The sequence below is a fragment of the Micromonospora arborensis genome, from assembly GCF_003205615.1.
In the GTDB taxonomy this organism is placed as follows: domain Bacteria; phylum Actinomycetota; class Actinomycetes; order Mycobacteriales; family Micromonosporaceae; genus Micromonospora; species Micromonospora arborensis.
Genome location: NZ_PYBV01000009.1, coordinates 172,932 through 193,839, shown reverse-complemented (window position 1 = coordinate 193,839; position 20,908 = coordinate 172,932). Strand labels below are relative to the sequence as shown.

The 20,908-nt window shown below is 73.2% G+C and carries 18 protein-coding genes; 7 read left to right on the top strand and 11 right to left on the bottom strand.

The features are described 5' to 3' along the window. Positions 1–237 precede the first annotated feature (237 nt). Positions 238–507: a DUF6458 family protein gene (locus C7C45_RS07300; protein WP_030487564.1), complete on the top strand. Its 270-nt coding sequence runs from the start codon at positions 238–240 to the stop codon at positions 505–507. Positions 508–552: 45 nt separating this feature from the next. On the opposite strand, the gene C7C45_RS07295 is transcribed toward C7C45_RS07300, so the two are convergent. Then, positions 553–1,089, bottom strand: coding sequence for a SixA phosphatase family protein (locus C7C45_RS07295; protein ID WP_110562870.1), 537 nt, complete (start codon positions 1,087–1,089; stop codon positions 553–555). 112 nt (positions 1,090–1,201) lie between these two features. Here C7C45_RS07295 and C7C45_RS07290 point away from each other — a divergent pair, with 112 nt between their 5' ends. Next, on the top strand, positions 1,202–1,489 hold the full coding sequence (locus C7C45_RS07290) for a DUF6458 family protein (protein WP_110562869.1): 288 nt from the start codon (positions 1,202–1,204) through the stop codon (positions 1,487–1,489). Positions 1,490–1,581: 92 nt separating this feature from the next. Here the strand turns inward: C7C45_RS07290 and trhA are convergent, their stop codons facing one another. Beyond that, a complete protein-coding gene (trhA, locus tag C7C45_RS07285; protein ID WP_110562868.1) occupies positions 1,582–2,259 on the bottom strand; it encodes a PAQR family membrane homeostasis protein TrhA in 678 nt (225 codons plus the stop codon). A 107-nt stretch (positions 2,260–2,366) separates the two neighbouring features. On the opposite strand from trhA, the gene C7C45_RS07280 reads away from it, so the two are divergent. From C7C45_RS07280 to C7C45_RS07270, 3 genes are read left to right on the top strand one after another with little or no spacing between them, the layout of a single operon-like run. Next, entirely contained in the window at positions 2,367–3,023 is a 657-nt protein-coding gene (locus tag C7C45_RS07280; RefSeq protein WP_110562867.1) for a 5-oxoprolinase subunit B family protein, read from the top strand. Then, positions 3,020–3,883, top strand: a complete 864-nt coding sequence (locus tag C7C45_RS07275; RefSeq protein WP_110562866.1) for a 5-oxoprolinase subunit C family protein — start codon at positions 3,020–3,022, stop codon at positions 3,881–3,883. The genes C7C45_RS07280 and C7C45_RS07275 overlap by 4 nt, the downstream gene beginning before the upstream one ends. Further along, positions 3,867–4,616 carry a LamB/YcsF family protein gene (locus C7C45_RS07270; protein ID WP_110562865.1) on the top strand — a complete coding sequence of 250 codons (750 nt, stop codon included), beginning with the start codon at positions 3,867–3,869 and terminating at the stop codon, positions 4,614–4,616. The genes C7C45_RS07275 and C7C45_RS07270 overlap by 17 nt, the downstream gene beginning before the upstream one ends. Positions 4,617–4,650: 34 nt before the next feature. Here C7C45_RS07270 and C7C45_RS07265 read toward each other — a convergent pair whose 3' ends face one another. The 6 genes from C7C45_RS07265 to pdhA form a co-directional block, all read right to left on the bottom strand. Further along, complete coding sequence (locus C7C45_RS07265; protein ID WP_110562864.1) at positions 4,651–6,489, bottom strand: NHL domain-containing thioredoxin family protein; 1,839 nt, start codon at positions 6,487–6,489, stop codon at positions 4,651–4,653. Between the two features lie 305 nt (positions 6,490–6,794). Continuing rightward, a complete protein-coding gene (locus tag C7C45_RS07260; RefSeq protein WP_110562863.1) occupies positions 6,795–9,545 on the bottom strand; it encodes an LppU/SCO3897 family protein in 2,751 nt (916 codons plus the stop codon). A gap of 343 nt (positions 9,546–9,888) precedes the next feature. Beyond that, positions 9,889–10,026 (bottom strand): hypothetical protein, encoded by a 138-nt coding sequence (locus C7C45_RS33970; protein WP_167454674.1) that lies wholly within the window; start codon positions 10,024–10,026, stop codon positions 9,889–9,891. Between the two features lie 218 nt (positions 10,027–10,244). After that, positions 10,245–11,708, bottom strand: coding sequence for a dihydrolipoamide acetyltransferase family protein (locus tag C7C45_RS07255; protein WP_110562937.1), 1,464 nt, complete (start codon positions 11,706–11,708; stop codon positions 10,245–10,247). A gap of 5 nt (positions 11,709–11,713) precedes the next feature. Then, positions 11,714–12,703 (bottom strand): alpha-ketoacid dehydrogenase subunit beta, encoded by a 990-nt coding sequence (locus C7C45_RS07250; protein WP_110562862.1) that lies wholly within the window; start codon positions 12,701–12,703, stop codon positions 11,714–11,716. After that, positions 12,703–13,878 carry a pyruvate dehydrogenase (acetyl-transferring) E1 component subunit alpha gene (pdhA, locus tag C7C45_RS07245; RefSeq protein WP_110562861.1) on the bottom strand — a complete coding sequence of 392 codons (1,176 nt, stop codon included), beginning with the start codon at positions 13,876–13,878 and terminating at the stop codon, positions 12,703–12,705. Before pdhA ends, C7C45_RS07250 begins: the two co-directional genes overlap by 1 nt. Before the next feature lie 522 nt (positions 13,879–14,400). Here pdhA and C7C45_RS34425 point away from each other — a divergent pair. Then, positions 14,401–15,231, top strand: a complete 831-nt coding sequence (locus C7C45_RS34425; RefSeq protein WP_208641089.1) for a hypothetical protein — start codon at positions 14,401–14,403, stop codon at positions 15,229–15,231. Between the two features lie 55 nt (positions 15,232–15,286). Continuing rightward, positions 15,287–15,910, top strand: a complete 624-nt coding sequence (locus tag C7C45_RS07230; RefSeq protein WP_110562860.1) for a phosphatase PAP2 family protein — start codon at positions 15,287–15,289, stop codon at positions 15,908–15,910. A gap of 80 nt (positions 15,911–15,990) precedes the next feature. On the opposite strand, the gene C7C45_RS07225 is transcribed toward C7C45_RS07230, so the two are convergent. Genes C7C45_RS07225 through C7C45_RS07215 form a run of 3 tightly spaced genes read right to left on the bottom strand, consistent with a single transcriptional unit; the run spans position 15,991 to position 20,792 of the window. After that, positions 15,991–17,214 carry a hypothetical protein gene (locus tag C7C45_RS07225; protein ID WP_110562859.1) on the bottom strand — a complete coding sequence of 408 codons (1,224 nt, stop codon included), beginning with the start codon at positions 17,212–17,214 and terminating at the stop codon, positions 15,991–15,993. Between the two features lie 54 nt (positions 17,215–17,268). Beyond that, positions 17,269–18,954, bottom strand: a complete 1,686-nt coding sequence (locus C7C45_RS07220) for a GTPase (protein ID WP_110562858.1) — start codon at positions 18,952–18,954, stop codon at positions 17,269–17,271. Next, entirely contained in the window at positions 18,951–20,792 is a 1,842-nt protein-coding gene (locus C7C45_RS07215; RefSeq protein ID WP_110562857.1) for a GTPase domain-containing protein, read from the bottom strand. Before C7C45_RS07215 ends, C7C45_RS07220 begins: the two co-directional genes overlap by 4 nt. Between the last annotated feature and the right edge of the window lie 116 nt (positions 20,793–20,908).

Sequence of the window (20,908 nt, the reverse complement as noted above, 5' to 3'; positions counted from 1 at the left end):
CGGCCCCGACACCCCCTGCCGCCCCCCTTTGCTCTGCTTCAACGGAGGCAACAGTCCCGGGTCAAAACTGTTGCGTGGGTAGAAGCAGAGCAAAGGGCAGCAAGGACCACCGGTCGGCCCTGCCTCGCGCCGCGTATTGGGCGAGCCCGGCCGGGTATGCCGACGGCGTGGCGGGTAACCGTCGCGTGACCTCGAAAGGGAACGCCCAGAGCCACCGCACGGGGGAGTGCAGCGCACATGGGTGTAGGAAGCGGCATTTTTCTCATCGCGATCGGCGCGATCCTGACCTTCGCACTGAGGGCCAACGTCTGGTGGATCGACGTGCGGGCGGTCGGCTGGGTGTTCATCCTGGCCGGGCTGGCCGTACTGCTGACCACGGTCTGGTTCTGGCAGGACCGGCGCAAGCGGGCCCGGACCCTCATCGTCGAGGAGAACCGGCTCTCTCATCCGACGGCGATGATGCCGCCGCCGCCCGACCCGCCACCACCGACCGCACCGCCGTCCTGAGCCCGGTGCCTGCCCCTGAGCCACCCGTCGACGACGACGGGTGGCTCAGACGCGTGCGGCGTGCCGTGCCGTGAGCGGCGCTCCCGACCGACCCAGCTCCGCCCAGCCGAGCGGGCCACGGTGCACCGCCAGTTCGGCGGTGCGCAAACCCTCGTCCACCCCCTCTGGGTCGAGGAGGGCGGAGAGCAGCGAGATGCCCGGATTGTGGGCGATCAGCAGCGCCGTGCGGGCCGCCGGGTCGACCGTGCGGACCAGGGCCAACAACTCCTCGGGGTGGGCGTCGTACGCGCCGGGCTCGTAACGCACCGTCGGGCGAGGACCGGACGGGCCGCCCTCCGGGGGCGAACCGGTCATCCCCATCGCCACCTGGTGCCAGGTCTGGCGGGTACGTCTGGCCGTCGAGCAGAGCACCACGTCGGGTAGCAACCCGTGGTGCGCCAGCCAGGCACCAGCCGCCGCCGCGTCGGCGTTTCCGCGTGCGCTCAGCGGCCGCTCGGCATCGTCCGCCGCGTCGCTGCCCTGCTCCGCCTTCGCGTGCCGCAGCAACACCAGTGTCCGGGTCTCGGGGTCGGCGTCCGTCATGTCCCCAGCTTGCCCGATTGGCGATCTCCGTGCCGGGGTAAGTCGATGGATGCCGCACCCCTACCGACGGCCGCGGCGCGTAGTACGCCAGGTTAGAGCCGAGGAGCGAGACATGGGCATTGGTGGCAGCATCTTCTTGATCGCGCTGGGCGCGATCTTCGCATTCGCCGTGGAGGCCGACCTGGGCTGGCTGGACCTGTCCGTGGTCGGCTGGGTGCTGATGCTGGCCGGCGTCGCCGGTCTGATCACCACCCTCTACTTCTGGAACAGTCGCCGCCGCACGGTGGTCGCCGCGCCGGTCCGCGAGGAGCGCGTGGTGGCTGACCGGGTGGTGCCGGTCCAGGAAAACCAGGTCATGCGGGAATACCGCGAGGTGCGTCGGCCGGGCCCGCCGGTCTGATCCTCGTGCACGGACTCCGGGGCCCCGCAGCGTCGCGGGGCCCCGGCTCGCATCTGCCCCCGGCTCGCGAATGCGTGGATCTTGAGGTGGGCTCAGGCGAACAGCGCGAAGTAGATCGCGATGTGGTGACAGAGCGCCGCCAGCAGAGTGCAGGCGTGGAAGAACTCGTGGTGACCGAAGACGGTCGGCCACGGGTTGGGACGGCGCAACGCGTAGAAGACCGCGCCGACGCTGTACATCGCTCCACCGGCGATCAGCAGCACCAGTGCCGCTACCCCACCCCCGTGCAGGATCTGCGGCAGCATGGCGACCGCGACCCAGCCCAGCGCCAGGTAGAGCGGCGCGGACACCCAGCGTGGCGCATGCGGCCAGACCATCTTGATCACCACGCCGGCCAGGGCGCCGCCCCAGACCAGGGCCAGCATCACCGTGGCCGGCCGGGGCGCGAGCAGCAGCACACAGAGCGGTGTGTACGTGCCGGCGATGAACACGAAGATCATCGAGTGGTCCATCCGGCGCATCACCTGGTAGCCGCGCTCTGACCACACCCGACGGTGGTAGAGCGCGCTCGTGCCGAAGAGCCCACACACCGTCAGGCTGTAGATGAGACAGCTGACCAGGGGTGCCCAACCCGGCCGGCTGGCGGCGATCGAGCAGAGCACGATGCCGCCGACCAGGGCGACAAAGAAGGCGTACGTGTGTAGCCAGCCGCGCATCCGGGGCTTACCGATGTCGACCGGCTTCAGGCGAAGCGGGGCGGAGGTGCTCACCCCGTCAGGTTACGGCACCGTAGGTTACCTGGAAGTAGTGGCGTTGGTGACACCTGGCACCGTCACCGTGAACGTCAGATCGGCGCGACATCGGCGAAGATGAGCGGATGCGGATCCGACCCGTCGGCGCGCACGCCCTGCTTCTCGACTGCACCGCCGCCACCGACGTTCCCGAAGCCGCGCTCGTCGAAGCGTGGCGGGCCGAGCTGTGGCGGCGTCGCGAGCAGGGCGAACTGATCGCCGTCGAGATCGTGCCGGCCGCCAGTACCGTCCTGCTCGACGGCCTGCCCGACCCGATCGCCACGGCCGAGCAGTTGACCCGGTGGGCGCCCGCGATCCCGAACGCCGACACCGTCCGCCGCCGCGACGCCGAGCGCGGCGACGGTACGGAGGTGGTCGTTCCGGTCGAGTTCGACGGGCCGGACCTGCCGGCGGTGGCCGAACACTGGGGCGTGGCCGTGCCAGCCGTGCTGCGTCGGCTGACCAGCACGCCGTTCCGGGTGGCGTTCTGCGGCTTCGCCCCCGGGTTCCCCTACCTGACCGGGCTGCCGGCCGAGTTGGCGCTGCCCCGGCTGGCCACCCCTCGCCCCCGGGTGCCGGCCGGCTCGGTCGCCCTGGCCGGCCCGTACGCCGGCATCTACCCGGGCGCGTCCCCCGGCGGCTGGCTGCTGGTCGGCCGCACCGACCTGGTCCTCTTCGACGTCGACGCCGACCCACCGTCCCGCCTCGGTCCGGGCGCCTCGGTCCGGATGGCGGCGGCGTGACCCACCCGGCCGCCGTCGAGGTGCTGCGTGCCGGCGCGCTCACCACAGTGCAGGACCTGGGCCGGCCCGGCTGGGCGCACCTGGGCGTACCCCGGTCCGGTGCCCTCGACCCGGCGGCTCTGCGGCTGGCCAACCGGCTGGTCGGCAACCCGGAGCACGCCGCCGGCCTGGAGATCACCCTGTCCGGCTGCACCCTGCGGCTGACCAGGGCCACCACGGTGGCCGTCACCGGCACCGAGGTGAGCGTCCAGGCCGGCGTCCGACCCGGCGACACCGGACGCCCGCTCAGCGTGCCCGCCGGGACGGTGCTGCGGATCGGCCCCGCCCGACGGGGCGTACGGAGCTGGCTGGCAGTGGCGGGCGGCATCGACGTGCCGCCGGTGCTCGGCAGCCGGGCCACCGACACCCTGTCCGGGCTCGGCCCGTCTCCGCTGCGCGACGGCGACCGGCTACCGCTCGGCGAGCCGCTCGGCACACCCGCGCCGGTGGACCTGACCGTCTGCTCCGCGCCACCGCCGGAGCTGCACCTGATGCTGCGCCCCGGCCCTCGCGACGACTGGTTCACGCCGACCGCGCTCGACCGGCTGTTCGGCACCGCGTACACCGTCAGCCCGGTGAGCAACCGGGTCGGCGCGCGGCTCGCCGGCGCGACGCTGCCCCGCGCGGTCACCGGCGAACTTCCCAGCGAGGGCATCGTGCTCGGCGCGGTGCAGGTGCCCGCGGACGGACAACCCCTGATCTTCCTCGCCGACCATCCGACCACCGGCGGATACCCCGTCATCGGGGTGGTCACCGACGTGACCCCGCTCGCGCAGGCCCGGCCAGGGACTACCGTCAGATTCCATGGACCTCAACGCTGACCTGGGCGAGGGATTCGGCATCTGGCGGCTCGGCGACGACGAGGCGCTGCTGAGCCTCGTCACCTCCGCCAACGTCGCCTGTGGTTTCCACGGCGGCGACCCGTCCACGATGCGGCGGGTCTGCGAGGGCGCCGCGCGGCGCGGGGTCGCCGTGGGCGCGCAGGTCGGCTACCGGGACCTGGCCGGCTTCGGCCGGCGGCACATCGCGTACGACTTCGCCGAGCTACGCGACGAGGTGACCTACCAGTTGGGGGCGCTGGACGCGTTCTGCCGGCTGTTCGGCACCCGGGTCCGCTATCTCAAGCCGCACGGTGCGCTCTACCACGCGGCCAGCACCGACGAGTCACAGGCGGCGGCGGTGGTCGCCGCGGTCACCGGCTGGGACCCCGAGCTGCCCATCCTCTGCCTACCCGGCTCGACCCTCGCCCAACTCGCCGTCGGAGCGGGTCTGCCGGTCGTCGCGGAGGCCTTCGCCGACCGTGCCTACCTGCCCAACGGGGCACTGGTGCCGCGCGGCACCCCCGGCGCGGTGATCACCGATCCGGAGCAGGTGGCCGAACGGGCGGCGCGGATGGCCACCGAACGGATCGTGGTGGCGGTGGACGGCACGGTCATTCCCTGCTCGGTCGACTCGATCTGCGTACACGGCGACACGCCGGGCGCCGTCTCCGCCGCCGAACTGGTCCGCGCCAGCCTGATCGACGCCGACGTCACCCTGGCCCCGTTCGCGTGACCTCCAGGGGCCCCTGCGGGCCCCTGGAGACACGTCAGGCGTCCAGGCCGCGAAGCACCAGCGGAAGCCGGGTCACGGCACCGTCGACCACCCGCACCGGTACGCCCCAGTCCTGCCGGGTCAGGTGGCAGGCCGCGTGCTCGACGTCCGCGTCGCAGGTCGCCGCCTGGGCGGTCACCTGCAGCACCCCGGCGGTGACCTCGCTGTTGAGCACCAGCCGGCGGGACAGCTCGGTGCCCGTACCGGCACCATCCACCAGCAGCTCCGGCGGAGACGCGGACACCACCAACCGGGTCGACGGCCCGTACGTCTCGTCCAGCTTCTGCCCCGGGGCCGGGGTGAAGACGATGTCCAGGGTGACCGCACCGGCCGCGACGTCGGTCGGCTTGCGCTCGGTGCGGTGCCGGGGACCGTCCACCGTGCTGGCACCCGCCGCCGACAGGGCACCCGGGGCGAGTCGGGTCAACCGGTGTCCGGCGGACTCCACCACCAGCACCTCACCGGCCGGGGTGAGCACCAGATCGCTCGGCTCCGCCAACCCGTCGGCGACGGTGGAGACCTGGTTACTGGCCGGGTCGAAGCGGCGTACCGCGCCGTTGTAGGTGTCCGCGATCAGCACCGAGCCGTCCGGAAGCGCGCACACGCCCAACGGGTGCTGCAGCAGCGCCGACTCCGCCGGGCCGTCCACGTGCCCGAAGTCGAACAGGCCCTGCCCCACGGCGGTGCCCAGCACACCGTTCTCGACGTACCGGACGGCGCTGGTCTCGCTGTCGGCGATCCAGAGCCGGGTGCCGTCGGCGGAGACGGAGAGCCCCGACGGCTGCGCCATCCACGCCTCGGCCAGCGGGCCGTCCCGCAGCGCCTCGACCGTGGTGCCGGCGTACATGCCGGCGGTCCGCTTGATCGGGTCGAACCACCAGAGCTGGTGGATCCCGGCCATCGCGATGATCAGCTTGTCGTCGTACCAGGCCAGGTCCCACGGGGAGGAGAGATCCACGGCGAGCGCGTCGTGTGCGTGGTCGTCGACCTCGGCACGCCACTGCCGACCGCTGCCGGCCACGGTGACCACCTCGCCGGACTCCAGCCGTACGCCGCGCAGCAGGTGGTTGACCGTGTCGGCCACCACCAGGTCGTAGCCGGCCACCTCGGCGACCTGGGTGGGCAGCAGGCACACCCCCTGCGGCTCGGAGAACGTCGCGGCACCGGCCGGCCCGTCGGCTCGGCCCCGCTCGCCCGAGCCGATCCGGCGCACCGGCGTCTCGCCGTCGGCTGCGACCTCGACCAGGGAGTGCCGGGCCGAGTCCGAGACCAGCAGGTTGCCGTTCGGCAGCGGGACCGCCTTGCCCGGGAAACGCAGCGCGGTCTCCGGGGCCGGCGGCGGGACGTACGGGCCGTCACCCCGGTGCAGGGTGCCCTTGGCCTCGTGGGTGACGATCAGCTCGTCGATCAATCGGGCCAGCCCCTCGGCGTGGCCCTCGCCGGCCATGGTGGCCACCACGTAACCCTCGGGGTCGATCACCGACAGGGTCGGCCAGGCCCGAGCGGCGTACTGCTGCCACATGTCCATCTCGGGATCGTCGAGTACGGGGTGGTGCACCCCGTACCGCTCGACGGCGGCGGCGAGGGCGTCGGGGTCCTTCTCGTGCTCGAACTTCGGCGAGTGCACACCGATCACGACGAGCACGTCGCCGTACTTCTCCTCCAGCGGGCGCAGCTCATCGAGTACGTGGAGGCAGTTGATGCAGCAAAAAGTCCAAAAATCCGCCAAAACGATCTTGCCGCGAAGATCCTGCAAGGTCAGATTCTTGCCGCCCGTGTTGAGCCACTGCCGGCCGTGTAGCTCGGGCGCACGTACACGCGCTGTCGTTCCCATGCCCATCAGCCTGCCACGCCCCCACGTCCCCGCGTCCCCGGCCGCCGTGCCCCGGCCGCCAGGCCGCTGCCAGTCAACGTCTCGTTGATCAAGAAGTTTGCGTCATCAGGACGGGTTCCGGTGACGCATACCTCTTGATCAACCCCGTGCTGGGCCGAGCCTCGGGCTCTGGGGCAGGCGCGAAGTCGGGGCAGCGGCCAGCGACGGGATACCCGTGGCTGGAGCGGCGCATTCGTATGGCCGTCGTCGCGGTGGGTACGACGACGGCGGGGCCACGGTTGCCCGTGACCCCGCCGTCGGTGCAGCTACTTCGTGGCCGGCTTGAGGCAGAGCACCCGGTTGGTGCCGTCACCCGGCAGCACCACGTGGGGCTGCGTCGTGTCGGTGCACTTCTCCTTCGCGTCCACCTTCGAGACGATCGTGAAAGCGCCCGCCTCGCCGCAGTCCGCGGCCGAGGCACCACCCGCACCGGACTGCTTCACGCAGCTGCCGACCGCCGGGTCGAAGGCCGGTGCGTCGTTTTCGCCGCCGCCGAACTTGCCGAGCAGCAACAGCAGGCCGAGCGGTACCGCCAGGATGAGCACCGCGGCGATCAGCACCGCGGCCAGCACCCGGCCGTTGCGTACCTTCGGCGTCGGTGCCTCCGCCTTCGGCTCGTCGGCGTCCGGCTTGAACGCGTCGAACCGTCCCTGGTCCGACTGCCCGGCCTCCTGGCCCCACGGCGCGGGCTGCTGCGGTGGCGGGAAGGCCGGCGGGAAGCCGCCGCCCGGCACCGGGTCGCTGGCCGGCCCGCCGAAGCTCGGCCCGCTGGAACCCGGACCGCCGAAGCTCGGCCCGCCGAAGGCCGACGTCCCGTCCACCGCGGCGGCACCGGCGGCCGGCGACCCCGGGCCGCCGAACTGGTCGACCGGCCGCTCGGCACCTGCGTGCGGCCGAACACCGTTCATCGGCCGGTTGTTGCCGGGGGCGTCGACGAAGGACGGCACGCCAGGCGGGAACGCGGGAGGCGCCGACGGGGCCTCGTTGAACGCGTTCGGCGTGGGCTGACGGTCCTCGAAGCGCGGCTCGGCTGGAGGCTCACCACCCCAGCCAGGGCCGACCTGCCGCTGCGGCTCGTTCTGCCAGTCGGGCGCGACCTGACGTGGCGGCTCGTTCTGCCAGTCGGGCGCGACCTGACGTGGCGGCTCGTTCTGCCAGTCCGGCGCGACCTGACGTGGCGAGTCGTTCTGCCACTCCGGCGCACCCTGACGCTCGGCACCCGGGTCGGCCTGGAACGCCTCCGGCTCGGGCTCGTTCTCCGGCTCGGGTCGGGCCGGGCGGCCGTACACCCGAGGTTGCGGTGAGGCCGTGCCAGCCGGCCGGATGGCCTGGTCGGTCGGGGGCATCACCCGGCTGGCCAACGGCACCGAAGCGCTCGCCGTGGCCCGGGCCGCCGCGCTGGCTGCCGGATCGGCGTCCGACACCGGCATGACCGCGCGGCCCGCTCCGGACTCCGGAGAGGTACGCGGGGCGGGCACCACCGCGCCACTGGCCGGAGCCTCCTCGGCCCGGCCCCAACCGGCGGCCTCCGACTCGTACGGTGCGGCGGCCTCCGGGGCTTCCCGCTCGGCGTACGCGGGCTGCTCGGGAATCGGAGCGAACTGGGCCTGGGGCGCGTAGTCGGCCGGCGGGAGAGCAGCCAGGCTGGCACCTGGCACACGCTGCTCCTGCGGGGGCAGCGGCACCGCGTTCGCGGGCGAGATGCCCGGGGCGGGCCCGGGCTGGTAGGCCGGTGCCTCGTCGCCCCGGTCCGCCTCCCAGCCACCGCGGGACTGGGCGGAAGCTTCCGCTTCGGCGCGACCCCACACCTCACCGGGTGCCCACGGCTCGACCTCCGGCACACCGGAGTTGCTCTGCGCCGCGTTGTCCGGACTGGCGGCCCAGCCGGGTGCGCTGTCGTTGCCGGGCACGCTGACACTGGCGCGGGCGGGAGGGCTGCTCTGCTCCGCGGCAGTCCACCCCACCGGCTCCGCCGGGCGCTCGGTGGGCTGGTCCTGTGGCGAGAGCACCCAGTCGGGCTGCTGCGGACGGCCGTCGGCATCGCCCCAGGCGGCCGGCTGGGCGGCCTGGTCCGGTCGTGCGTCGCCGTCGCCCCACCCGACGGGCTGCGCCGGCTGCTGCTGTGCGGCCCACCCACCGGAGCGGGCCGGGTCGTCCTGCGCGGGCCAGTTCGTCGTCGGTGCCGGCACCTGGGCCGCGCCACGGGCGGCGTTGGGTTGGGCGGCCTGCCCCCACCCGGGAGCGGACTGCTCGGCCGATTCGGCGGGCTGGCCCCACGTCGGCGGCGACTGCTCCGCCGGCGTCCACACGGGCTGATCGTCCTGTGCGGCGGTGCCAGCGGGCCAGTTGCCGTTGCCGTTGCCGGACGCGTCGTCCTGCTGGGCGCCGGGCCAGTTGGCGGCCTGCTGCTGCTCGGGCTGCTGCGACTCGGCCCCACGCCAGTCACCGGCGGACGGGTTGGCCTGCGCCGCGCCACCCCAGCCGCCGGAGCGGGTCGGGTCCTCCTGGGCGGGCCAGGCGGTGGTGGCCGGAGGCACCTGCGCGGCGCCGCGTGCGGCCGGCTGGGCCCAGTCGGGCTGCTCGGTGGCGCTCGGGGCCCAGGTGGGAGCCGGCGCACTCTGCTCGGCCGGCGCCCAGCCCTGCTGCTGCTGTGCGGCCCAGGCTGGCTGCGCCGGAGCCGGTGCGCCATCGTTCCCGGGCCAGGTGCCGGGTTGCTGCTGCGGCGGCTCGGTCGCGCCACCGCCAGCGGCCCAGGCTGGCTGCGCCGGGTCGTTGGGCTGCGGGGCAGGGGCGGCACCCCAGGCGGGGGCCGGCGGTTGCTCGGACTGGGTCGCCCATGCCGGCGTCGACGGGTTGGGTCGCGCCGGTGGTGGGGGCGCCCAGCCCAGGTCGGGGCCGGCGGCGTTCTGGCCGTTGTCCGGCTGCGCCGGGCGGTCGCCGTACGGCGCCGGTCCGCCGGTGCCCGGTGGCACCTCGTCCGGCTCTTGGCCGGTGCGGTGCGGGCCCTCGGACGTCATGGGTGCGCCTCCTCCATCACATGTCGGCTCGCCGGTGCCGATCGGTCTCCTCGGCGTGGCTGCCGGCGTCACCGGCGTACCGCTGTGCCGGCTCCCCGCACGGTATCGGGTGGTGGCACGGCACGTCCAAGGAGCACTGGTCGTCACTCCCCGTGGCCGGCCGATGTCGAGCAGCTTGTGTCGGCTCGGCCTCTGCGCCGTCGGCGGGCGGCGACCGAAGCCCACCGTACCGGGCGCTGCGGCAGGGCGGAATCCCGGTGGCGGGTGGCCGGGGAACGCCGATGGCCCACCCGGCGGGCCGGGTGGGCCATCGATCTGGAGGAGGTGAGGAAGTTGTGGAGCGTCAGCTCATGTGACGCTGGGCGATGACGAGGAGTTCCTCGCGAACTGCCGGCGAGTTCGCCGAGCGCAGCGCGTGCTCGATGGCACGGGCGCGGCGGGTGGCGTCGCGGTGGTTGCGGATTCGCTCGATCATGCTCATTGGTGGGTCCCCCTAGCTATTCGGTTGTCAGCCCCTGATGCATCTATTCAACCGCAGAACCCGGCCAACTTCCATCGATTATTAGGTGAGCTGAGACACCTGCCTAACAATCAAAGGTCAACTGGCTGTCTGGCCGACGCTTCCGTCGCCTAAACGACACGGCCGGTGTGCCGGGCGTTAACCCGAGGCACACCGGCCGTGGCTGGCGTCTCGAACGATCAGGTCCAGGCGAGCAGCGCCGCCTCCGGGTCCGCGAGGAAGTCGCCGATGTCGCGCAGGAACTTCGAGCCCAGCTCGCCATCGATGATCCGGTGGTCGAAGCTCAGCCCCAGCGTGGTGACCTGACGCACCTTGACCTTGCCCTTGTGTACCCAGGGCATCTCCCGCACCGCGCCGAAGGCCAGGATCGCCGACTCGCCCGGCGGCAGGATCGGCGTGCCCGTGTCCACCCCGAACACGCCGACGTTGGTGATGGTCAACGTGCCGCCGGACATGGCTGCCGGCGAGGTACGGCCGGACTTCGCCGTCTGCACCAGATCGGTCAGCGAGTCCGCCAGTTCCCGAAGCGAGAGTCGGCCGGCGTCCTTGATGTTCGGCACGATCAGGCCCCGCTCGGTGGCCGCCGCGATGCCGAGGTTGACGTACTCCTTCACCACGATCTCGTCGCCGGCCCAGGTCGAGTTGATCATCGGGTGACGCTGCACCGCCAGCAGCACCGCCTTCGCCACCAGGAGCAGTGGCGAGACCCGTACGTCGCGCCACTCCCGCCGGCCGCGCAGCCGGTCCAGCGCCTTCATCGCCCGGGTCACGTCGACGGTCAGGAACTCCGTCACGTGCGGGGCGGTGAACGCCGAGCGGGACATGTTCTCGGCGGTGAGCTTGCGGACGCCCTTGACCGGGATGCGCTGCTCGCGGTCCGCGCCGAAGCTGGGGGCGGCCACCGTCGCGATCGGCTCGGCCACGGCCACCGCCGAGGCACCGCTCGCCGCCTGCTGCACGTCCTCCCGGGTGATCGAGCCCAGCGGCCCCGACCCGGTCAACGTGCTGAGGTCGACCCCGAGGTCCTTGGCGAGCTTGCGGACCGGCGGCTTGGCCAGCACCAGACCGCCGGCCGCCGTCGCGGCCTGCCCGTTACGAGCCGGAGCCGTCACGGGCGCGACCACCGGCTGCGGAGCCGGCGCCGCCGGAGCGGGTGCCGCCGCGGCCTGCGCCGGGACGGCGCCCTTGCGCGGGCGGCGCTTCGCGGCGGTCGTGCGCGGGCCGTAGCCAACCAGCACCGCCGTCCGACCACCCGGGGCCGGACCGCCGATCAGGCCGGGCTCCACCATGCCCTCGGCCGGTGCCACCTCCACCGCCGCCAGCGAAGCCGCCGACGGAGTGGGCAGGTCATCGCTGGCCGTGGCCGTGGTCGACGGCGCCTCCAGCGGGCCGGCGCCCGGGTCGGTGTCGATCGCGATGATCGGCGAACCGACCTCGACCGTGGTGCCCTCCGGATGGAAGATCGCCTGCACCTGCCCGGCCCACTTCGCCGGGATCTCCACCGCCGCCTTGGCCGTCTCCACCTCGACGATCGGCTGGTTCAGCTCGATCGTGTCACCGACCTTGACCAGCCAGGCCAGGATCTCGCCCTCGGTCAGCCCCTCGCCCAGGTCGGGCAGGTTGAACGTCTTGATCCGGGACATGTCGCTCACCAGCCGAAGGTGCGGTCGACGGCGTCGAGCACCCGGTCGAGGTCGGGCAGGTACTCCTCCTCCACCCGGGCGGCCGGGTAGGGGGTGTCGAAGCCGGTCACCCGCAGCACGGGCGACTCCAGGGAGTAGAAGCACTTCTCGGTGATCCGGGCAGCCAACTCGGCGCCGAGGCCGATGTTCGACGGTGCCTCGTGCACCACCACCGCGCGGCCGGTGCGCTGCACCGACTCGTACGCCGCCGTCAGGTCCAGCGGCGAGAGCGAGCGCAGGTCGATGACCTCCAGCTCCCGGCCGTCCTCGGCGGCAGCGGTCGCCGCCTCCAGGCAGGTCCGCACCATCGGGCCGTAGGTCAGCACGGTGACGTCCGTGCCGGGCCGCACCACCCGAGCCGAGTGCAGGGGGTACGCCTCGGACAGCGGCGCGTCCAGGTCGACCTGCCCCTTCTCCCAGTAGCGCCGCTTGGGCTCCAGGAAGACGATCGGGTCGTCCGACGCGATGGCCTGCTGGATCATCACGTACGCGTCCTGCGGGTTGGCGCAGGTCACCACCTTCAGGCCGGCCGTGTGCGCGAAGTACGCCTCGGGCGACTCGGAGTGGTGCTCGACCGCGCCGATGCCGCCGCCGTACGGGATCCGGATCACCATGGGGATGCTGAGCCTGCCGCCCGAGCGGTAGTGCATCTTCGCCACCTGCGACACGATCTGGTCGTACGCGGGGTAGACGAAGCCGTCGAACTGGATCTCGCAGATCGGCCGGTAGCCCCGGATGGCAAGACCGACCGCGGTGCCGATGATGCCGGACTCGGCCAGCGGGGTGTCGATCACCCGCTGGTCGCCGAAGTCCTTCTGGAGCCCGTCGGTGATCCGGAAGACGCCGCCGAGCTTGCCGACGTCCTCGCCCATGATGATGACCTTGGGGTCGTTCTCCAGGGCGCGGCGCAGGCCGGTGTTGAGGGCCTTGCCGAGGGTGAGCGTCTCCGTGGCCATCAGTGGGCGCTCCCTTCGAAGGACTCCATGTAGCGGGTGAACTGGGCGCGCTGCTCGTCGAGCAGCGGCGAACCGTTCGGGTAGACGTGGTCGAACATCGTCACCGGCTCGGGGTTGGGCATGTCGAGCACCCGCTCGCGCAGGTGCACCGACTCGCGGCGGGCCTGCTCGTCGACCTCGGCGAAGAAGTCCGCGTCGGCGATCTGCTGCTTCTCCAGGAAGGCCTTGACCCGGGTGATGGGGTCCTTGGCCTGCCACGCCTCGACCTCGCTGGCGATCCGGTAGCGGGTCGGGTCGTCGGAGGTGGTGTGCGCGCCCATCCGGTAGGTGTACGCCTCGATCAGGCTCGGGCCCTGCCCGTGGCGCGCGTTGTCCAGCGCCGTGCGGGTGACCGCGTACGAGGCGAGCACGTCGTTGCCGTCCACCCGCACGCCGGGGAAGCCGAAGCCGGCGGCCCGCTGGTAGAGCGGGACGCGGGTCTGCCGCTCAAGCGGCTCGGAGATCGCGTACTGGTTGTTCTGGCAGAAGAAGACCAGCGGGGCGTTGAACACGCTCGCCCAGACGAACGCCTCGTTCACGTCGCCCTGGCTGGTGGCCCCGTCGCCGAAGTAGGCGATCGCCGCTTCGCCGTCGTCGGTCCCGGTCTTGCCGTCCATGGTGATCCCCATGGCGTAACCGGTCGCGTGGAGGGTCTGCGCACCGATGACGATCGTGTACATGTTGAACTTGAACTCGTTCGGGTCCCAGCCGCCCTGGTCGACACCGCGGAACAGGCCGAGCGGCATGATCGGGTCGATGCCCCGGCAGTAGAGGACGCCGTGTTCCCGGTAGGTCGGGAAGGCCATGTCCTGCGTCCGCAGTGCCCGCCCCGACCCGACCTGCGCGGCCTCCTGGCCGAGCAGGCTGGCCCAGAGGCCCAGCTCACCCTGGCGCTGGAGGGCGGTCGCCTCGGCGTCGAGCTTGCGGACCAGCACCAGGTCGCGGTAGAGGCCGCGGTACTCCTCGTCGGTGAAGTCGACGCGGTACTCGGTGCCGTCCGGGCTGGTGTGGCTCTCGATCCGCTCGCCGTCGGGGGTGAGTAGCTGCACCAGTTCGGGGTCGCCGGTCGCGCCCTTCTTGGAGCGGGGTGCCGCACGCCTGCTGCGGGTGGTGCCCCCGGGGTCGCCCTTTGCCATCGCTCTCTCCCTGTCGTGTCTGCGTCGGCACCGGGGGGTCACCCGGCCACGCAACTCGTGCGCCTGTCCGGCTGCTGCCGGACCGGTTCCTGGCGGCCGCGCCTAGCCCCGGTGGGGGTTGCCGCACGGCGTGAGCCGGGTTCTGGCCGAACCCGGATCGGGGAGCGCCGACGCGCAACCACGCCTGCCGCGAGGGTGCACGGAGGTCACGGCTGCGTTGCCGTCGTGCTCCATATTCGCAGAGCAGGTGAGCGCGCCCACAGTACGCCTGCCCTGCATTCCGACCGCTCACCCTTTGACGCTGTTTGTCGTCATCGTGCCGGCCTGCGTGCCACGGCGATTCGGTGACGATTCGTCACCGTTCGGCCATCTCGGCGTGTCGACACGCGGTGGAGGTTGGCTGACGCAGGGTGACTGAGCAAGGCTGATTCCCGCAGGATCGCGCCTATCGGGTTATATGCCGGCTTTCTGGTCGGCGGCGTCCATCCATGTCCTCCGGCGCTCGACGACAAGGGGTGTGCGGTGCACGAGCCAGGTGACGGTCCCGGCACACCAGCCCTCGGTCGGCACCGGTCGGCCGGTGGCTACCGCCGGGTGGTCGGTGTCCACCGTGCACCCGGCGCGGGCGGTCCCTCCCGGGGTTACCTGCTCACCGTCGCACTGCTGGCCGGCACCGCGTCGATGCCCGTCCTCGCCGCCATCAGCGCGGGTTCGGCCACCCCGGGCAGCACCGCACTGCCGGACAGCGGCACCCCGTTCATCCCGACCCCCTCGAACGGGCCGGTCGTGATTCCGCTGCCGGTGACCAGTCAGCCGGCGCCACCGCTACCCGGCACACCCAGCGTCGGCCCGACCAGCGGTTGGCTGCCCGCCGCTCCCCGGCGTACCCAGGAGGGGCCGGCGTCGGGGCCGACGGTGACCGACCGGGGGCCCGCCTGGCCGGCGACCTACCCGCCACCGGCGCCGAGGCCCACCTGGGGCACCCTGCCCACCATCCCCCCGCCGCCGACCGACCCGACGGATCCTGAGCCGACGGAACCTGAGCCGACGGAACCTGAGCCGACGGAACCTGAGCCGACCCCGACCCTGGACCCGCCACCCACGCAGGACCCCACGCAGAATCCGACACCGACGCTGGACCCCACGCCCTCGCCGACGGACGCCCCGACTGCGACCGCCGTGCCGACCAGTGCCCTGTCCGTGCCGCCCGCTCCGCCCGCCACCCCTACTGCCCCGACCGGCCGACCCAACCCAGCAGTCCCGTCGCCTCCGGCCGATCCTTCGACGCCCACGGTCAGCCGGTCCCCGGTAAGCCGACCAACGGATCCCACGGAGTCCCCGACGGTACGGTGACGATCAGGCGTGGCCCGTCCGGTGCCGGCGGTAGGCGCGTACCGGAGGGGGTGGCGTGGGCGGCGGTGCGAAACTCCGTCCGGTCACCACCCGGCCCGGCCCAGGGCTGCGGATCGCCCGGCTGGTCACCGAGGCGACCGCGCCGGCCGTACTCGTGTCACTGCTGATCCTCACCGTGAGCTGGCACAGCGCACGCCGTCCGGGTCAGGGACTTGTCTGGGGTCTGCTCGCCACGCTCTTCGTCACCGGCATTCCGTTCGCCTACATCGTCGGCGGGGTACGCCGTGGCCGGCTCACCGATCACCACGTCGGCCGCCGGGAGCAGCGCCGGACGCCACTGCTGGTCGGTCTGGGTTCGGTGGCGGCAGCACTCGCCCTGCTCACCGTGCTCGGCGCACCCCGCCCGGTGCTGGCGCTGGCGGTGGCCGGGCTCGTCGGTCTCGTGGTCATCGTGTCGGTGAGCCACTGGTGGAAGATATCGATCCACTCGGCGGTCGGCGCCGGCACGCTGGTCATCCTGATGCTGACCTTCGGGACCCGGCTGGTCGTCGCGGCACCGCTGCTGGCGTTGGTCGGCTGGTCCAGGGTGCGGCTGAGGGACCACACGGTGTCGCAGGTGCTCGCCGGTGGTGTGCTCGGCGCGCTGATCGCGACGGTGGTCTTCGGCGCTCTGCGCTGACGGAGGCCACCCCGACCGAGGGGCGCTGCGTCCGGCGGGCCCCGGGATGGGCGGCGCGGTGCCGCCCACCCCGAAATTCGTCAGGCGCCGTCGTCGGCGAGGCGGTGCCGGTTCGCCTCGATCCAGGCGTCCAGGGCGGCCGGGTCGTCCGGGTCCACCCCGTCGGCCATCAGCTGCGCCACCGCGGCGGTCGCCGGGCTGCGCCGCTCACCCGTCGAGTAGAGGCGGGCGAACTCCGGCACCATCTCCTCGATCGCCTCGTCGGTGCGCGTCGCCGCCGCCTCGGGCAGCCCGCGTTGGCGCGACGCGTACCGCGCCCAGGCGCGCAGCACCCGGGGCAGCATCGCCGCGTCGTCCATGTCCAGCACCGCGCGGCGGTGCACCCAGTCCAGCAGGAAGAGCCCGGACACCGCGGGGCTCCAGCGCATCGGGTCGCCGTCCGGGAAGCTCGCCGAATGGTCGAGCACCAGGCTCAGGCAGAAGTGCAGGGAGGCCAACTCCGGGCCGTCGACGGTGTCCAGCCCGAAACGGGCGGCCTCCGGCGCGGCGAGGAACCGCCGGACCAGGTCGGTGCGCTCGGCAGCGGAGAGCGGCTCGACCTCGGCCGGGCCGGTCGGGTCGACCGCGGTGGGCAGCATCGCCAGCCGGGCACCGACCAGCGCCCGGTCGGTTGCCAGGGACCCCTCGCCGGGCAGCTCGCTCAGGTCGTCGGTCACCGCGAGGTGGCGGGCCACCTCACCACGGAGCCGGGCCGGGTTCTCGGTGCGGAACCAGGTCAACTCGTCGTCGGCGCACATCTGTCGGACCTGGTCCAGGATCCGTTCGGCCGGCCCGCCGACGAAGATGTCCTTGGTGATCCCGATGTTGTGGTCCACGAGGGCCACCAACGCGTGTTCGGCGCCGCCGGACGCGTCGTCGTAGGCGAAGGTGGCGAGGTAGGAGGTCTGGTCGCCGTACACGTCGCCGTACGCCCAGGTGCCGGTGAGGTGCACCCGGCCGAGTTGACCGGACCAGGCGGGCGCCTGGCTGCCCGGACGCACCCGCTCGGTGCCCTCGGCGTTCGGGACCAGCGTGGCGAAGACCTGCCGGATGGTGGTCGCCGCCGCGATCCGGCGACGAGCGGTTGCGGCGAGGAACCCGGTGACGAACTCCCGTACGGCGGTGTCGCGGTCGGTCTCCGCGATCGCGTAGACACTGCCCAGCAGGGCGCTGCCGAGCATCTCGGCGTCGAGGGCGGACTCCAGCTTGGTCACGTCGCGTGCGGCGTGCAGCACCGCGTCGTAGGGGGTCTCAGGCGTGGCCATGCCTCGACCCTACGCCGCCCAGGGCGTACGGAGAGCGGTAGCGAGTCGCGGGCGTCAGCGGCGGGCGGCGTCCCGCAGAGCGTCGCGCGCCTGCGCGTACGAGCCGAGCACGATCCGCACCGGTGTCAACACGTACTCGTCGCCCACCCGGGCGACCTTCGCCGTCAGCCGCTGCTCGGCGTGGGCCCGGGCGCGTCGGGCAGCCCAGCGCACCAGCGGTCGGGTCAGCGCCGCCACCAGGAGCCCGGCCAGCAGGCCACCGAGCAGCAGCAGGGTGGGCAGCGGCACCTGACCGACCATCGGGTTGTCCAGCGCAGGCAGGCCGAGCGCCCGTAGCGCGTAGCCGAGCACCAGCCAGCCCAGCCCGACCACGGCGGCGAGGGTGACCAACCACTGCACACCGCCGACGAGCCGCCACCACAGCGGTCGACGGTCCAGGCCGAGGTCGGTGCCGGCGATCGTGCGATCCAGCGCGTCCGGCAGGTCGCCGAGGCGGGACCGGGCAGCGGAGGTCACCGCACCGGGCCAGGCGGCGGGTAGGTCGGTGGCGGCCCGGTCGGCCACCGCGCGGATCGCGAGACCCAGCGCCGAGCGCTGGGCGGCCGTCGGGTCCGGAACCGAGGTGGCCGCGACCAGGCTCTCCGCCGGGTCGGTCTGGTCGCCGGTCGGACCGGGCAGGTGCAGCCGACGCAGCGGGTCGGGTCGCAGTCGCCGCCAGCCCCGGACCAGGGGCCAGCCGGTGGCCGCGCCGGCCCGGTGCCGGTACGCCTGCTCCACCGCCTCGGTGACGGCGGGCACGCCGGCCGCCCCGGCCAACGCCCGGTTCAGCCCGTCGACCGCTGTGTCGTCCGGCCCACCCGCCGGTCGGGCCGAGCCGACCAGCTCGTCCAGCCCGGTGACAACCGTGTCGACGTCACCGGCGAGCCGGCGCAGCGCGGCCTGCCGCTCGGCGACCGTACGCTCCATCGCGCCGCGCAGCCCCACCATCCCGGCCGGATCGATGGCGGCGGTGGACAGCAGCGGCACGCCGGTCAGCCCGTCCGCGTCGAGTAGTCGGCGCAGGTCGTCCAGGACCCGGGGCAACTCGGCCGGGGTGAGCCGGTCGGCCTGGTTGAGCACGACGACTGTGACGTCGCGGTGCCGGTGGAACTCGCGCAGGTAGCTGTCGTGGATGACCCGATCGGCGTACTTCTGCGGGTCGACCACCCAGACCACCTGGTCGACCAGGCCGAGGAGCCGGTCCACCTCGAGCCGGTGGGACCGCTGCACCGAGTCGAAGTCGGGCAGGTCGAGCAGGATCAGCCCGTGCAGCGCCGTCTCGTCGTCCGCGTCCAGGGCGCTCTCCCGGACGAAGCGGTGTCGGGGCAGTACGCCGATCCAGTCGAGCAGCCGGTTGGCGCCCTCCAGTGGCCCCCACACGCAGGCGTGGGTGACGCCGGTGGTCGGCCGGCGGACCCCGACCGGCGAGAGTTCCAGTTGGGCCAGCGCGTTGAAGAGGCTGGACTTGCCGCTGCCCGTCGCACCGGCCAGCGCGACCACGGTGTGGTCCCGGGACAACGCGAGCCGGGTGCCGGCCCGCTCGACCAGGGTGTGCGCGGGCACCAGTTCGGCGTCGGGCAGCAGGCCGTCGACAGCGGTCAGGAAGCGACGTACCGCGTCCAGTCGGGCGATCAACGCGTCGGCGTCGACCCGCTGGTCACCGCGGAACGCCTCGCGTACCCGGCCGGTGATGTTGGTCACCCGGAGTCCTCCTCGTCACCCGGCGGCTGGGCGTCGCCGTCGGCGGACAGGCCGCTGCGGTGTCGGGCCAGCTCGACCCGGCCGGCGGCCCGGCGCAGCCCGTCGCCGGCGTCCGCGGCGGTGCGGGCGTCGGCGGTGCGGCTGAGGAAGCGGTCGGCCTCCGCGTCGAGCAGCGTCCGCACCCGGGCCAGCAGGTCGGTGCGGGCCTTGACGGCAAGGGTACGCACCGCCTGGTCACCGAAGATCGCCTGGAGTACGGCCTGCGCGGCGACCGTGGTGCCGGCCCCGGTGGCCAGCTCCAGCCCGGTCGGGATGAACGCGGTGGAGGCGAACACGGCGATCATCACGGCCAACCCGGTGGCGTTGACCGCGTAGGCGGCGGTGCGGGCCACGAACCGCTTGTCGCCGCCCTCAACCCGGACCAGCTCCAGCACCCCGCGCTGCCAGTCCCGGACCATCCGTTCGGCGCGTTCCGGTAGGTCGTCGCTCGGGTGGGCGAGCGCCGGTTCGAGCAGCCCGGCGCCCGCCGGGTGCGCCTTCCACCCGGTGTACGCGGATTCGGCGGCCTCCGAGGCCACCCCGCGCAGCAGTGTGACCAGCTGCGACTCGATGGCGTTGCGCAGCTCGACGGCGGGTGCCGGTCGACCGGTGACAGCGGCGACGACCCGGTCCCGTAGGCGGCCGATGCGTGCTTCCAGAGTGCGGAAGAGCTCCCCGGTGCCGACGAACTCCTGCCAGCGGGCGAGCACCTCGCCCCGGAGCAGCCGGCCGTCCTGCAGCCCCTGCTCGACGGTGCGCTCGGCACCCGCGTACGCGGCCCGGACCCGTTCGTCCAGCCCGTCGGCGGCGGCGACCTGTTCGTCGGCGGCGTCGGCCAGCTCCTCGACGGCGGGGTGGAGCGCGGCCAGCGCGCCGTCCAGCGTCTGGCGGACCACCGCGGCCCGCGCGTCCGCGTCGCCGGCGAGCCGGGCGAACCAGTCGGCCAGCGACGCGGTCACGCCCTCGGGCAGCAGCCCCTGACCGTCGACCCACGTCTCCGGCAACACGAACAGCGGCGCCCGGTCGAGGTCCTGCTCGGCGAGCATTTCGGCCAGGTGCGCGGCGATCTCGTCGGTGGCCTCCGCGGGCACCCGGTCCAGCACCATGGCGATCACCGCGCCGCGCGCCCGGGCGCTGCGCAGCAGCTCCCAGGGCACCGCGTCGGCGTACCGGGCGGCGGTGGTGACGAAGAGCCAGAGATCGGCGGCGGCCAGCAGTTGGGTGGCGAGCGCCCGGTTGGCGTCGACCACCGAGTCGATGTCGGGCGCGTCGAGGAAGGCCAGCCCGGCGGGCAGGGCCGGGGCGGTGACGAGGTGCAGGGCGTGTGGATCGTCGCTCGGCTCGGTGGTGCGGGTCAGCCCGGGCAGCAGGTCACCCTGCCGAAACCAGGCCGCGTCGGACGGGTTGCAGACCAGCACCGGGGAGCGGGTGGTGGGTCGGAGCACGCCGGCGGCGCTGACCCGGGCCTTGACCAGGCTGTTGACCAGGGTCGACTTGCCCGCGCCGGTGGAGCCGCCGACGACCACGAGCAGGGGGGCGTCGAGCCGGGCGAGCCGAGGCAGCAGGTAGTCGCCGAGTTGGTCGGTGAGGGCGCTGGCGGTGCGCCGGGCGGAGGCGGCGGAGGGCAGCGCGAGGGGGTACCGGGTCGCACCGATCGCCTCCCGGAGGCCCGACAGCGCGCCGGGGAGGCTGTCGTCCCCGGTTGTGGCGGGGGGCTCCTCCGCGGCGTCCGACGGGCCGGTGCGGGCTGCGACGGCGGGCACGCCGGAACGGGTGGCGGAATCGCCGTGCGTCGTCACCGCTAAAGCGTGCCCGACCGACGCAAGGGAAGACAACCGGACGGTAATTACGGCTGGGTTGCGTCGGGTTGACTCAACCCAACTTGACGATTCGCCAACGCGTGGCACTATTGAGT